Here is a 14,641-nt window from a genome sequence, read left to right as displayed (position 1 = left end):
ATCTTCTCTTATCGTTATTTTGCCTCAAGGTCAGCTCAATAGCACTAAGGAGGTGATAGGCAAGTACTGAGATGAAGAGGTGAGCAGCAGTTCGGCTAGCTAGTTGATGATAGACCGGTCGAAGTCCAAGATCACTCTTGAGGGATCTAAAGGCATCTTCTACTTTAGTGAGAGTCGTATAGATATTCCAGATCTCACCTGCATCTAGCTCGCTATGGCTGGTGTCTATGACGTAGGCTCCTTGGAGATTATCATCTTTGGCTTTAGTGGGTTTTTCTGTAATAGTGAGATTGATTACTTTGTCAAAGCGTCTCTTTTTGATGATCTTGCCATGGTCTTGATGATATTCAAGGGATATCTCGTATTTGGAAGCAATACTTGGGTACTTGGCCTTGATGCGTCCGATACGCTCTGAGACAACTGTGGTCTTAGATATAGAACCCTTTGTGATTGAGGTATTCAACGAAGTGATATCTACTAAGAATCTCTCGTTAGCTTGACTAGAGATCGCTGATTCCTTCTTGGATCTCCCAAAGAACGACACAACACCACGGTTGTGGTGTTGTTGTTGGAGGAAGAGGAGGAGATGGAGGTGGAGAGGAAGAGGAGGAGATGGAGGTGGCGTTAGTATCAGTGTCGGTGCTGTCGCTGATATTGTTGCCGGTGGCACCATTACGGATATATTCGTCAGTGTCGGTGCTACTGTCGCTCTTGATGATTTTGGTGTCGTTGCTGCTGTTGCTGATACTGTTGCTAGTGTTGCCGGAGGTGGTGTAACTGTTATTGTCGTCAGTGCCGGTGTCTTCTTCTAGCGTTTGCACTTGTCCTTGTACTTGTGTTTTCACTTGTCCTTGTGGCTTTTGTGGTTCCACTTGGAGCTTTTTCACCAGTACTGGGGATCCTTGGGCATCGTAGATCTCGGTGAAGCCTTCCATCTCCATGAAATGGCTTCGATAGAGACTCTTTTTGTTAGCTCTCTCAATTACTACGTAGTTGAGATTGCGCTTAATAAGAAGTTCTAGGTTTGCCTTGGTAGCAATTCCCCTATCCATCACAATGGTAGGAACAACATCCCCAAAGAGAGATCCATCCGATAGAGACTCCAAGGCATCAAGTACGCTAATGAGAGTTCTAGGCTCAGAGGTATTGCCCTCATGTATCTCTGAGTAGATGGGTAGTCCCTGTGATCAACAAGTAGTGCCAGAGAAACTAATGTGCAATCAAAACGCTTCTCTTTGGAATGTCCATGTTTAGCTAGGGAGTTCCCCCTAGTAGAACCTTCGAAGTAGGTGTTAGTTAGATCAAAGAGAAAGAGCCTGGTATTCGTCCTAAAGAGATCAGAGCTAGCTCTATAGAGTGCTGGCTCTATGACGCCTTTAGCGTCATAGAGCTTATCTGCAATTGCATAGACCTTATCCTTGTGAAACTTAGAGAGATCGATACCACATATCTCAGGTAATGAAGAGTTGGAGTTGATATACGAATACGTCTTTCGATCAGATCCAGGATGAATAAGACGAGCTATTATCGTTGCCTTGGCAATACCAAGGGATTCACCCGATAGACCTGCACTCTCTAGGATCTTATCGAAGCTAAGAGCTTCATAGAACGAGTTTCCTATGAGTTCTGGACCGATACTTCTACTATTGATAGTCTTAGCACTAGAGAGATCCACCATCTCAAGGTCAGCCTCAGTAGCTCTTGTTTCTTTAGCGGCTGCAACTTCGGAACGAATTGCATACTTAGTGATTGCTAGATCGACGTATCTGGCAATAATAGGATCTGATTCAAAGAGTGAGGTTACTCCAGAGAGTCTCTGGGCAATTGCATTGGCCAGAGCTGGCCACAATGACTTATCCAGGTCCAGTTCGGTCAAGGTCATTACTATACGTTGACGGGGACCTTTTTCACAGCGGTAGGACTCAACGAGTTGGTACTTACTGTAGCTAACGCCGGTCTTTTTATTAACTGTTGGAGTTTCACGGATAAACACAACAAGACAATAGCACCATGTCAGAGCTAATGCAAGTCATAATCAAAACTACTCAAAAATTAGGACACTACATTCGCGACCCAAAAAGACCTAATACCCATCTACCAGGAAATCTATAAATCACCCAAGCCGAAAATCCTCAAAAATCAACTCAAAGGGGCCAATTGGGGCGATTTTTCGGGAATTCTGCGAAAGATGGGTTAGGGCAGTTGTGTAGTTGGCGTTACCACTTGCTATATCGAAACTCGAAAAGTTGTAAAAGCTCTTGTTATTTTTGGTGGTGATGGCACTCGGTGTTACGAAGACTGAGGAGTTACTCATTGCCAGAGAATTTGGAATTGTGGTAGCAATTGGGATTATTGCTGGCGCAGTTGAAGACTGAATCACATCTCGATTGACCTGATAGATCGCCACTTCACCCGTGGATACGTTTTGCGAAGCGGAGGTATTCAAAGTTACCCCGAGATGACTACCGTCTGGAGATATTGCGATGTCGGTTGGAGTTCCGCTAGGAAGATGGTAGTGTTGGAAATCGTGGGAGGATTCGAGGTCAAGCTAATTGTCTCGATCTCATATCCATTAGGGCCACTGGTGACTACGTACAGCACCTTGCCGTCAGGAGATGCGGCAACGATCAAAGTGAACCTTCTCGCCGGTATCGTCACATAGCTGCAAAATAGTACGCTGACTGACTCTAGTGCATCTCGGTATTGCTCGAAATCTCCGGTGAGCGATACTTTCCTTGTTGGGTTACCTTCGTCAAGAAGAACTTTACACACAGTTAGTTCGGACACTTTCTGAGCCTGTGCTTTTGTCCGCATTACTGCGATCATGAGCACACCGCATCAATAGCAGGCTGAGCTTTGTTAGTAGCCGAACTGCGACCGTAGAGGCGGACACAGAGAGACGTGAGCAGTTCCGTGACGTCGCGCACTAGATCGTCATCTACCTCGGCTGGGTCTACCACAACCAATTTCCTGGACTGAGCCTCAAGTGCAGCCTCTATATATTCAGCTCCAAACCGGCAGAAGCGGTCTCTGTGCTGTAGCAAAATTGTGTCTACAGTGGGGTCTTTAAGTAACGACAGAAACTTTCGCCTATGTCTGCGAAGGGCCGAACCAACTTCTGTGACTACGCGATCTGTTGAGTACCCCTGCTCTGTAGCCCAGGTAAGAACTCTGGCAACCTGAGGATCTAGGTCTGATTTTTGATCTACAGAAGACACTCGTGCATATATGACGGCAGACTTAGATACGGACGGTTGAGACTCTAGATCTCCCACAATATGGGTTGCCCTACTTTAGCGCAGGGACAGGCAGAGTACGGCACGATACCACTTATATGCCGTTTGAGGATGTATACCTTGGGACAGTGCCCACTCACGTAAGTTCATTACATATCGTTATAGAACATCTTTGTGCCAACTGTTACAACCCCGTCACCACACATCAAGGCAATCTTTGCTCGAAATACCTGATTTGCAGGTGCGGTAGTCTTTCTAATCACCGATTCAAGGTATTTGCGATCATTCTCATCGATTACTAATCCAATTGGTCGGAGCTTATTCCTATGTCCTTTTCTTATCGAGCTCTATCGCTCATAAGGTAAAACAAAGGCACAAATCATTAATTCCGCATACTACAAGGAAATTACCAAAAGAGACACTATAGAGCTCACACTCTGACTTGCTCCTTGAAATCAAGCAAAGAGTATGGGAATGTCGTCGTGTTGAGATAGTCGACTAATTCCTTTGTGACTGGTTCAATCTTGGGAATGAAGCGATTGTGGGTTACAGCAGAGCGCCCTTGCTTCCAAACGTGTTCCTGGGGATTGAGTTGCGGAGAATACGGAGGGAAATGGACTGCTTCGATGTGATGCTCCCTAATTGCCTCTTGAGCGACGCTCCCTCTGTGCCATCCTGCCCCATCCCATATAAGCAGAATCTTCTCTCTTGGGTAGATCTTGCGGATCGCCAGCAGTATGGCCGCTGTTTCATGCATAGTCTGGCGCTCTGTTGCAAATGCATGCTCCTTGCCTGTCTTGAGGTTCAAAAACCCATAGATGCTCCGGTTCATTCTGGTTCCATTGGTCTCAATTACAGCTGGTGTGGTTCCTTTCGGTATCCACACTTTCTGAGTAGTTGTCGCCTGAGTGAGAACCATCTCGTCTTCACAGAGAATCACCGTATCTGGATCAGAGAATGCCTCTTTCAGACGTTCTTGCTGCTCGTCTTTCCATTCAGCTACCGCTTGTGGATCAGCCTTCTCGTACTGTTTGCCCGGCAGATGGAAGCTGAACTTACTTTCCCGAAACAGAACGTAATAGCTAGTCCTAGAGGCATAGAGAACACCGTATCTGCGCTTGAGTACTGTAGCCAGGATCCGTGTTGACCAAAACGGGGAACTGCTATAGCCGTGGTCATTGGGAGTTGTAGTCGTGAGCATGATTGCCACTTCATCTCTTTGAGACTTTGAGAGAAGTACCGGAGCGTTGTTATGGCGCTTGTCCTTGAATGCCTCAGTGCCAATGCTGCGGAATGACCGTCGAATTCGCTGTACATGCTTGACAGAGAGGCCTGTCCTGTTGAGGGGACTCCCATCTTCAAGGGTGAGAACTGCCAGCGCCCGCTTATATTCGTCGATGTTTTCAGTCTTCGCCATGAATGCTTCAATAGTGGCGAGTTCCTCGGGTGTAAGCATGTCATGAGAAGATTAACACACTTTACAAGAAATTAAAAGGGCTCATTGGAGCATTTCAGAGTGTTATGCGAATAGATGAGAGCCAAAACCCAAGAAAATTCAAACAAGACACAAAGAAACGACGATGCCACGGCAACCAAATAGTTAAAACAAATAGCCTTACTTTGACATAGAGGGGAGTTAGACGTCTAGCGCACGAGCCCTATTCGATATAGAAACAGGCGACTGAAGTGATAGTCTCGCAATTAATAATTTAATCGCTATCCCATTAATAATTTAGACGATAGAGACAATTGATGAGCTTTAGCCTGTCCTGTTTGCCGAGATTGCCTTTATTGCTCGAGCAAGTAATACGATCCTATCGCGAACTTCGCCTTCCAGTTCGTCTATATACGCCCTTGAAAGATTTGACTTTGCATCTTGAAGGTAGATATGAAGTCGACCATGTGCCATATTTGCACTATTGAACTCATCGAGGAGCCCCCATTTTTCAAAACGTCGATCGAACCAATCCCCTAGCCCACATGAGGCATCTGTGGAACTTAGGAATCGACTATTGGTATGAAAGTGCTGAAAGTGCAAGAAGTGGCCTATCAGCTCAAAGTCTTCCACTGGTAAAGCCACATCCAAATTGGGTTTTATTGGTTGATTTCGTATAATCGAAATGCTTTCGCCAAGGTCTCTTGGTCTACCATATAGATATCCTTGAGCAAACTTACCGCCAAGGGTCACCCAGAGTTCTTCTTGGGCTCGGCTTTCAATTCCTTCTAAAACGACCCTTGCGTTCGCGAGTCGCCCAAGCATCAATAAAGAGCTAAATACAGCATAGGTATTTGGATCATTATCAGCCTCTAAGAGGAAAGACCTGTCTATCTTAATCTCATCCACAGTCAACTTAGCAATCGAAGAAAGAGAGGTAAATCCACTGCCAAAATCGTCCATGGAGATCCTAAATCCACTGCCCTTAAGTGCTGAGATTCTAAGACGAGCTTCTTCAAAATCCTCAATTGCTACATCTTCAGTTATCTCGATTACGAAGGATCTGCTCCTGGAAGATAGGGGCTCTAAGTCATTCTCAAAGTCCGAACCAAGAAAGTGCGACGGTGAAAAATTCAACGAGAGATCCACTGCCTCTAGCCCTTGACGATCCAAGATCTCTCGCGCGGATCTGGCTCTTTTGATCAGATACCTGCCAACACTTCGAGCTAAAACGGGATTGTTTTTAAGCTCTCCAATGACTACCGAGGTCTCAAAGCTTCCCCAGCGAAGTAGCATCTCTAACCCACAAACATCTCCCGTAGAAATTTGGACCTTAGGTTGATATTTGAAGCTAACTACACCTTTTTCAATCGCATCAGGCAACTTTTCACGAACTGAGTTCCGCACACCTACGCTACGAGCGACTTCACCACCATAGAACTTAAATTGATCTCCACCTCCTGATTTGGCTGCATATAGAGCTTCGTCTGCTTTAGCTAAGAGGGAGTCGAAAGAAGCGTCATCCAAAGGTGCAAAAGCCCATCCAAAGCTACCCGTAACGCTCAGTTCAAACGTGCTATCACGGATCAAGTCACTAATTCGATCTACAAAACTTGAAATCTCGCTTACATCTTGGATTCGAAGGCAAAAGCCAAACTCATCACCACCCAAACGAGCAACGATTTCGCTACTGCGAGATGCTTCCAAAATCTTCTGACTCAAGACTTTTAGATATCGATCCCCAGCCTGATGGCCAAAAGAGTCATTCAAATCCTTAAAGCCATCAAGATCCAAAATTCCAATGGCAATAATCTCATCTTTTCTATTTTCAAGCGCAATCGCGCATTGGTACTCAAAAGCAGCTCGATTGCCGATACCAGTCAAAAAGTCCATACTAGCTAAGGTGCTCAGACGGGATCGCTCTTGGTTGAGACTCACTTTGAGATCGATCTCACCAAATCCATGCTCAATCATCATCGCTACCGTCTTTATCATCTGTACAACGGAGTCAGATAGAGCCTCAAGCTGATTAGAGGTAACAATCAAGACTCCAAATGCGCGACCGTCCCGCCGAACAGGAGCGGCTACCGCCGAAATCCATCCATTTGAGTGCAGAAGCTTATGCCAATGGGCCAGATCGACATCCCTATGGTTACGATCGCAGACTTGAACCGAATCCCCGAAGGCCAACTTGGCCAAAACTGATCTCTTTTTTTCTAACTCAAACGCGACTAACAACCGATCAAATTCATCCACTGCGATTCCACTGGCTGCCACGGTTCTTAGGGTTCGCAACTTCCTATCCCTCTTTAGAAAGATTCCGGTGCTAAAAACTCCCTTGGAGACAAGCGCTTTGCAGAGTGGGTCCAACAACTCTTCCTCGGTCAGCGCAGAAACAAGCACTCCTGCACTTTCGAGCAAAGTCTCATTTAGCTCGGCCAGCCAGCGAGAAGTCTCCTTTGCAAGGTTCGCACGGGCTTGGGTGACGGAGCTCTCTTGAATATTGACGAACTCACCGATCAAGTGATCGTCGACTAGATTGTCTTCTTCGTCATATGCAAGTAGTGCCATAACTCCGATTCCATATTCATCTTTTACAATGGGAACTCGAATCAAAGTTGAATGCTCGAAGTTGGCCATAATGGCTGGTCTAAGGGACATAGATGCACTTCCGGCAACTGGCACCCCTGGGGTTACTACTACTTTCCTCGTAATAAGCGACTCAACAAGGGGGTATCTAAGTTCATCTCCAGCCCCGAAGGTCATCGTCCAGCCATCAAGGATCATTTGAGTCTCTGGATCAACAAATCCGTATGCGACCCTAAGGGTACTGTCCTCGTCATGACGAAGAAAGATCGCAGCTCCTGCAACCACTTCGTCTTGAACCAACGCTTGTGTCGCCTCTTTGATAATCTCAATTTCATTTACTGATTCAGAAAATAAGATCTTTGCACGTATAGATTTGGCGGACTCCAAACGTCGATTGCGAACCATGACAGCTCTCGCCTGAAAGATTCGGTCCAGTTCTTTACCCAGTGCATCAACTATTGGACTAATTCCTCCAGGAATAACTGAATTTGCATGAAGCGATATCGCGATCGCTCCAGTCCGAGCCTGTGAAATCCTAAATGGGAAGTAGATCCTACCTTGGCGGATATCAGAATCTATTCTTGGATGGCTCGAATCATAAGCCTCCAGAAACTGGGTCTCATCGACATATTGCCAGCCCGGTGATTGCACCACTACATCACCGCGACGGATCGAATCAAACGCCCCAACCATTAGATCTTGTGAGTCGAAAAGAGCACTTGAGGAAAGTGAACACTCATGACCGCCACTAGCAACTCGGGTGACCCGATCGTCAAAGCCCGTGCTAATTGTTCCATATGCCACAAATATTGTTACGCGATGAGCATCCAAATATTTTGTGACACAATTAGCCAAAGAGTCGAAAAGACTCTGCTCTGACAGGGCGCAAAACGAATCAAAGTCTCTCGATATCTGGATAAATAAGTTATACAATCCGTCACAATAGGCGGTTTCAGCTCGAATTATCTCCAAGTGAGCCTCTCTGAACTCTACCTCATGGAGATCGATCGCGCGTAACCAACGATCTTTTGGAATCCGGTTTTGATTCCCTAAAAAAGAACGAAGTCGATCCAGGAGCTTCTCATGATTTACAAAGTCACCTAAAAGCTGCTGTCCATCCAAATAAATACCATAAAGACGAAGACGATCCTCTAGCTCGCTTTCGATCAGGGGATGTGCCTTCTCATCGCAACCACCTTCTAGCTCAACAAGATGGATATAGACGGATCGGACGAATCGGTTCACGATGGAGTTCACCGATTGATCTAGGGGAACTTCGGTCATGTCAAGTACCTGTTGGAGTAAAAAATCCGTAATTGTCTTTGTTGGCGAATCGATATTCGTCAAATTATCATTGGAGTCGATAGGAATCTCCCCCTGTTAAAAAATTATGCTAAAAGCCGATAATTATTCTCGTCTCAATAGAAATTTGAAATCAATATTTCGAAATTTAAAGAGGCCATAATCCATGAGCAAATAACTCTTTAATCAGACTATCACTATTCAATCAAAGATGAGGAATATCACCCAAAGAGATAAAAATTACATGACAAATAGAACGATAAAGCCATCTCGATCACACTGATCACGTTGATCACCGTGATCACGTTGAATCAACCACTAATTACAACCCACTAGTCTTAAACCGCTACTCCTAAACCCATCAACCATAGGCAGAGCTGCAAGATCCAAGACTAATTACTAAATGGCTATGGGGCATGCAAGAGCCCATCTCATAAGCAATCTTGAGCAAAAAGACAATCGGCTTCATTGTTTATTAAATACCTACAGATGTGGCGAGGGTACAATTGGCCAATCTATCAAATAAATGGGCAAAAAGTTGAACGCTATCTCAGGATCAACGAAGAAATACTGCAATAAAGTCGCGCCAAAAGCCATTTAAATAATGCGAAGGTGGGTAATGCATAGCAGCTAGCAAGTTACTTCCCGATGTGCCACGAAGAGGGGAGTAGGAATAGGATGCAAAATTTACCCAATAGGGATTCATGTCAAGTTGCATTCCTCGAACCGCTCCAGCCCAAACCAGTACATTACCAAGAGCCGCCGGGGACAGTCCAGGTCCACCAACCCATATCAAAGCTCCATTTGCGGTTATCCCAAGTCCACTCCGCCAGGTATATAAAAGATTACCTAAAGAAAACCCCCATGTTACAAGCGGATCATAGGTAGCACTTGGCAGGACGGCGCCACCTGAGACTAGAGGAATCAGGTTCTGTCGAACCGCATAGACATTAGGCGACATCGAAACGTCCACGCCCCAAGCCCCAATATCAACAGTTCCATTGCGGAAATTTACGACCGAAGCCGCTCCGTTTACTAGCGGTTGGCCATATTTTCCGCCCTGGTACCAACCTCCCTCAGATTGGTTGAATAAGAATCCCCCTTCAAATGCCGCAATCAGTGAAGGTTGGAGTGACGGAGGTATTGCTCCCTGATTTGGCCAGCTACCGCCTGGCTGAGATGTTCCAGCATAGAGTGACAATCTTGCATAATCTTGATTTATCCATGCAACCGCCACCTGTGGAGCCCCAGCATAAGGAGTGACATAGGTGGCAAAGGTGGCATAGCCTGGGCCAGCGTTGGTACCAATAGGCGACCACGTACCTTCAGCGCTAGATGCTCCGGGTACAATTGGCTTGAGATTCAGGGGGGAATACCAAATCTGGGGATAGGATCCCAAAGTAACGCCATGAGCATTCCATAACGCTAGGGGTCGCGGAATAAAGCCATTATGTGTAGAGACTCTGGGAAACTTGACTTTGGAGCTCGCATAAGCGGCTTTTGGAGCCGACATCATTCCGAATAATAAAAACAGGAGAAGCAGAACTCTGCCAAGGTACCTTATCGACCCGTTTCGAGGTTGAGACCTTCTCTCTAACCTCCACTTTTCCAATAAACCTACAAAGCTAGCTACAGAACTGATTCTCTTCAATCTAACGTGCACTCATAATAAAAACTGGGGCATCAAATGCCAACTATTAATATCGCCAATTAGGTAAACAAGTTTATTAGTAGTCCAGGACATAGGTGAGCTCCTGGATCTTCCTATTATCAAATTCGGTTACCCTATCAAAAAATTGGCTCACCTAGACACTACTATCCGTACTTTCATTTGGCACACGGGGCCGAGGACCGGGAGTCATTTTCCCACGCAGATGAGCCTTAATGCAACTACCTCTAGCAGCACCTTGGTCCCAAAAGAGCCACCATAACATAGGTGGGATCCCTATGATCGAATTAGCTCAACCCGCCACAGTGGCGCCCTTCAATCTAGGAACCTTCAATGGCTAATAAATTTGAAAACATTAGATCAAGAGTGATCCATATAGCCATGAAATATGCAATAGAGTTAGGGTTGATAGATCAGCGAGGTTTACGATGATCGTAGTTCCACTTATTTTACTAGCATTTATCGTTCTCATTATCGCAGTTGGACTGCACCTAGGACCGCATTCATCGGTCGGGGCTGGCATTGCCTCAATTGTCTTTGCCGCGGTGACGATACTATCGATTGCCACCAGCACATCGTCGATCTCGATCATCATCTACATTGCCATCTTTGTAATCGCCCTAGGCACCACGGCCTTGGGCATCAAAGGAATTCTGTCCAAGCCCAAAGGCGCCATCGATATCATCCATATGAACCTTTGGGGAAAAACAGGTCTGGCCACAACCGATCTCAATCCTACGGGAACGGTCTCGGTCCAAGGAGAAAGTTGGAGCGCTATCGCCATGGGAGAGGCAATCGAAAAGGGCTCAAAGATCTTTGTGGTCGAAGCCGACCAAATTCACCTAAAAGTAGCGCTGGATCCCCTAGAACTAGCTCCCTTCGTCGATGAATCGCGCCTCGACCCAACTCAAAACAACAAGGGGAATAATGAAAACAATAATTGAAATCGTCGTAGGCGTGGTGCTGCTAGGAGTTATCGTTAGAACTTTATTTTCGACCTTCAAAATAACCAGGGACTACCAGAGACTGGTCGTTTTTCGTTTAGGGAAGTCAAGCGGAGCTAAAGGTCCGGGCTTGATAATGATAAATCCAATTACGGATCGTATCTCTTTAGTGGATCTTCGTGAACAGTTTCTCGAGATCCCACATCAAACTGCCATAACAAAAGATAACGCTCCGATCTCAATCGACTTCATAATGTTTTATCGGGTCTTTGATCCGGTTACCTCTGTAGTAAACATCAGAGACTTCTCCGGGGCTGCGTTAAATATCGCAGCAACGACCTTGAGAAGCGTGGTAGGAGATATGGCCCTTGACGACGTCCTATCCAAAAGGGAGGCAATGAATACCTCACTAAGAGTCAAATTAGACGAAGTCACCGAACGATGGGGTGTGAAGGTAACCAACGTTGAAGTACGAGAGATAAACCCGCCACCGGCAGTTCAAGAGGCTATGACGAGACAAATGTCAGCCGAGCGGACTAGGCGTGCTGTGGTCACTGAATCCGAAGGTAAAAAGCAGGCCGCCATCACGGTTGCAGAGGGTCAAAAACAGGCCGACGTACTATCGGCTGAAGGCGCCCAACAGGCTGCAATCCTCACAGCTGAGGCGGAACGTCAATCGGCAGTGCTACGTGCCGAGGGACTTGCAAGCGCGCTCTCTGTCATTGGTGAAATCGCCAAAGGCACTGATCCAAACACAATACTGCTCCAATATCTAGGCGCACTCAAAGAACTTGCAAATTCACCATCGACCAAGATCTTATTTCCTATGGAACTTACCAATCTTTTATCTGGAGTTAGAGATATCGTAGAACGCCAATCGCCAGGCAACTCTAACACCCTGCGAATCACAAAAGATGCCGTCTAAATATTCATTTGAAGTATCCGTGGAAACCCATCCACGGATACTTCAAATACCATAAAGAGATAGCACTCTTACCACAGCCCCAGCAAGTAAGGCGAAATCAGTGAGCCACGTCGATACTTGCCTAAATCAAAAACGATTCCTCATAGGCCAAACTAGCGCGATCGATCAGTGAACTTTGCGGTTGGATTCCACCAGTTTGCATCTCCCATCACACGGATAATTGCTGGAACTAAAATTCCGCGGACCAACGTCGCATCCAAAACGACAGCGCCACCTGTTCCCACTCCAAAGACTTGAAGAAAGCTCAGTGACGAACTTCCAAAAGAAAAAAACGTCACCGATAGAATCAATGCCGCAGTTGTGATTATCCCTCCCGTATGAGACATGCCGTTGATAACCGCACTTATAGTATCTAGACCTTGGTCGTGGCCCTCTTTGATTCGAGAGAGCAGAAATACCTCGTAATCTATTGAAAGACCGAAACTTAGACAAAACATTAAAACCAAGAGTTGAGTCGGTAGAGGCTGAGGTGTGAAACCTAAGAAGCGCAAGGCATGGCCCTCCTGAAAGACCCAAACCACAAAACCAAAGCTAGCTGCAATGCTGAGACCATCAAGAACGAGAGCTTTCAAAGGCAGAACAAAGCTCCGCGTAAATAAAAATAGCAGGATAAACGTACCCAATGAAATAAGAGCGATAGCTAGTGGAAGAGATCTAGCAATAGAGCTGTTTTGGTCGATCAAGGTCGCGGTAAAACCTGAAATATAGGATCTGCCAGCACCTGGCACCAGCGTTGCTTGCACCTTGTGGACAATGCTCTGAGCTTGGGGCGAAAGATCGTTTGGGGCAAACGAAACGTCTAACAACGATGCATTGAAATTGACCATTGGGCCATGAGATGATGCATTGGCACGATTAGATCCAGGGATAAGAGTACCATTTTGATAGATCCCCACTTGGCACAAGACTTGGCTTACCCCAGCTATCTCGCTGAGTTGCTTGGCATAGCTTTCGTCGCTACTTGAAGATAGGGCCGTGGAGGTCACAACATTTATAAAATTATTTTCATTGAATGGAAAGTCCGTAGCCAAAATCTTTGAAAATTGTCGGGCTGAAGCATTGATAGGAAGGGAATTCTGATCAGGAGTTCCAAAGTGAATGTTCATCAATGGTAAGGCTGCGATGAGAAGAACTCCTACGACAGGCACTCCGGAGCGGAAAGGTCTCGAGGTAACCACAGTCGAAAGTCTTCGCCAAGCATGAGATTCGCCTTCGAGATTGATTGCCTTTGCAAAGAGTGCCAAAGAGTTCACTCTCTCTCCCAGAAGGACTAAGACACTGGGTAAAAGCAGCAAAGCCGCTAGCGCAGAGAGAAAGACTACAGCTATCCCCGCAAAGCCAAAACTTCGAATAAAGTAGACGGGAAAGGTGATCAAAACAGCCAGCGAAACCGCTACCGTAAGGGCTGAAAAAAATATAGTTCGCCCCGCGGTCTCAATCGTACGTTCGATCGCTTCCAAAGCGTCATAGCCCAGAGCGAGTTCCTCTCTGAAGCGGCTTACCACTAAAAGCGAGTAGTCGATGGAAAGTCCAAGCCCCAGTGCAGTAGTCATGTTGAGCGCAAAGATACTTACGTGAGTAGTACGAGCTAAGAAATAGAGGACGGCTAAGGTCATTGGGATCGAGGCCAACCCCAACATCGCAGGAAGAAGTGCTGCAACCACACTGCCAAAGGCTACTAGCAGTAACAGAAATGTTATTGGAATAGCGATGGTTTCGGCTTTTTTCAAATCCGAGGTGGTCTGATTGGTTATCTCATTTCCAATCTGACTAAATCCACCGACTATGACTGAGACGTCGGAGTAAGAGGCGTTAGGACCTCTCGGTAAAATCTCCTTGACTATGGAAGCGGTAGTTGCCGAATAACCCATAGAAGTCTTACCTTTTACGGTTATTAAGATCAACCCTTCACTTTTATTACTCGAGACCAGGCCAGACCCACCTGGTCCGATAAAGCTCTCTATTGCAGAAATAGACGAGTTAGAGCGAAGCTTCGACAAGATCTCTGATGCTGACCTCATAGAACTTTTAGATGTAATAGCTCCGTTCTTTGCCCGAATAACAAACCCCAGATTAGATGGCTGACCAAATTCCTTGGCAAGAAGGTTACTGGCAACTTGTGAAGGTGCATTTGCTGGTACATAGCCACCTGATCGCAGATATCTTGAGGCATGCAAACCAAAAAAACCAAAGACGCCCAGAAGACAAACCCATGTGAATATGACCCGGAGCGGATGTGCAATTACAATTCGCTTTAGCCACCTATACAATATAAAATCCCATCGCGAGGGACGATTCTTCTCGGGAGTTATCCCAAAAAGCCAAACCATAGCGCTCACCATGCACTACTTGTTCATCTCGGAAGGAATACATGGATCTTTATCTTATTCACCTTGATCCATGGTCGCTCGAGATGCCCGAAAGCTTTGCCAAGATCAAAATATGGTTAAAAGATAAAGTCTGACAATATCTTTGCATAGC

At 46.0% G+C, this 14,641-nt stretch carries 10 protein-coding genes and 2 pseudogenes; 2 read left to right on the top strand and 10 right to left on the bottom strand.

Annotated features, from left to right (window positions below):
* The 9 genes and pseudogenes from ACIDITHRIX25_RS81585 to ACIDITHRIX25_RS81545 all read right to left on the bottom strand — a co-directional run.
* A pseudogene (locus ACIDITHRIX25_RS81585) lies at positions 1-544 on the bottom strand (IS1634 family transposase); the annotation flags it as partial.
* Complete coding sequence (locus ACIDITHRIX25_RS81580; protein WP_349632168.1) at positions 501-1,055, bottom strand: hypothetical protein; 555 nt, start codon at positions 1,053-1,055, stop codon at positions 501-503. The pseudogene ACIDITHRIX25_RS81585 and the gene ACIDITHRIX25_RS81580, both read right to left, overlap by 44 nt.
* Entirely contained in the window at positions 1,052-1,993 is a 942-nt protein-coding gene (locus ACIDITHRIX25_RS81575) for an IS1634 family transposase N-terminal domain-related protein (RefSeq protein WP_249685762.1), read from the bottom strand. The genes ACIDITHRIX25_RS81580 and ACIDITHRIX25_RS81575 overlap by 4 nt, the downstream gene beginning before the upstream one ends.
* Positions 1,994-2,113: 120 nt before the next feature.
* Positions 2,114-2,446, bottom strand: a complete 333-nt coding sequence (locus ACIDITHRIX25_RS81570; protein WP_201733571.1) for a hypothetical protein — start codon at positions 2,444-2,446, stop codon at positions 2,114-2,116.
* Between the two features lie 2 nt (positions 2,447-2,448).
* The gene (locus tag ACIDITHRIX25_RS81565; RefSeq protein ID WP_201733570.1) at positions 2,449-2,826 is read right to left on the bottom strand and encodes a hypothetical protein; all 378 of its coding nucleotides are present in this window, start codon (positions 2,824-2,826) and stop codon (positions 2,449-2,451) included.
* Positions 2,823-3,386: pseudogene (locus tag ACIDITHRIX25_RS81560) on the bottom strand (IS607 family transposase). Before ACIDITHRIX25_RS81560 ends, ACIDITHRIX25_RS81565 begins: the two are co-directional and overlap by 4 nt.
* A gap of 280 nt (positions 3,387-3,666) precedes the next feature.
* The gene (locus tag ACIDITHRIX25_RS81555) at positions 3,667-4,692 is read right to left on the bottom strand and encodes an IS630 family transposase (protein ID WP_201731809.1); all 1,026 of its coding nucleotides are present in this window, start codon (positions 4,690-4,692) and stop codon (positions 3,667-3,669) included.
* Between the two features lie 303 nt (positions 4,693-4,995).
* Complete coding sequence (locus ACIDITHRIX25_RS81550; RefSeq protein WP_213333461.1) at positions 4,996-8,544, bottom strand: putative bifunctional diguanylate cyclase/phosphodiesterase; 3,549 nt, start codon at positions 8,542-8,544, stop codon at positions 4,996-4,998.
* A 574-nt stretch (positions 8,545-9,118) separates the two neighbouring features.
* Positions 9,119-10,174 (bottom strand): hypothetical protein, encoded by a 1,056-nt coding sequence (locus ACIDITHRIX25_RS81545; protein ID WP_201733568.1) that lies wholly within the window; start codon positions 10,172-10,174, stop codon positions 9,119-9,121.
* A 485-nt stretch (positions 10,175-10,659) separates the two neighbouring features.
* On the opposite strand from ACIDITHRIX25_RS81545, the gene ACIDITHRIX25_RS81540 reads away from it, so the two are divergent.
* Both ACIDITHRIX25_RS81540 and ACIDITHRIX25_RS81535 read left to right on the top strand, forming a co-directional pair.
* Positions 10,660-11,175, top strand: a complete 516-nt coding sequence (locus ACIDITHRIX25_RS81540) for an NfeD family protein (RefSeq protein ID WP_201733567.1) — start codon at positions 10,660-10,662, stop codon at positions 11,173-11,175.
* A complete protein-coding gene (locus ACIDITHRIX25_RS81535) occupies positions 11,159-12,100 on the top strand; it encodes an SPFH domain-containing protein (RefSeq protein ID WP_201733566.1) in 942 nt (313 codons plus the stop codon). The genes ACIDITHRIX25_RS81540 and ACIDITHRIX25_RS81535 overlap by 17 nt, the downstream gene beginning before the upstream one ends.
* A gap of 152 nt (positions 12,101-12,252) precedes the next feature.
* On the opposite strand, the gene ACIDITHRIX25_RS81530 is transcribed toward ACIDITHRIX25_RS81535, so the two are convergent.
* Positions 12,253-14,490, bottom strand: coding sequence for an MMPL family transporter (locus ACIDITHRIX25_RS81530; RefSeq protein ID WP_201733565.1), 2,238 nt, complete (start codon positions 14,488-14,490; stop codon positions 12,253-12,255).
* Between the last annotated feature and the right edge of the window lie 151 nt (positions 14,491-14,641).

The sequence above is a fragment of the Acidithrix sp. C25 genome (assembly GCF_904848545.2).
This window is presented reverse-complemented; position numbering and strand designations above follow the sequence as displayed.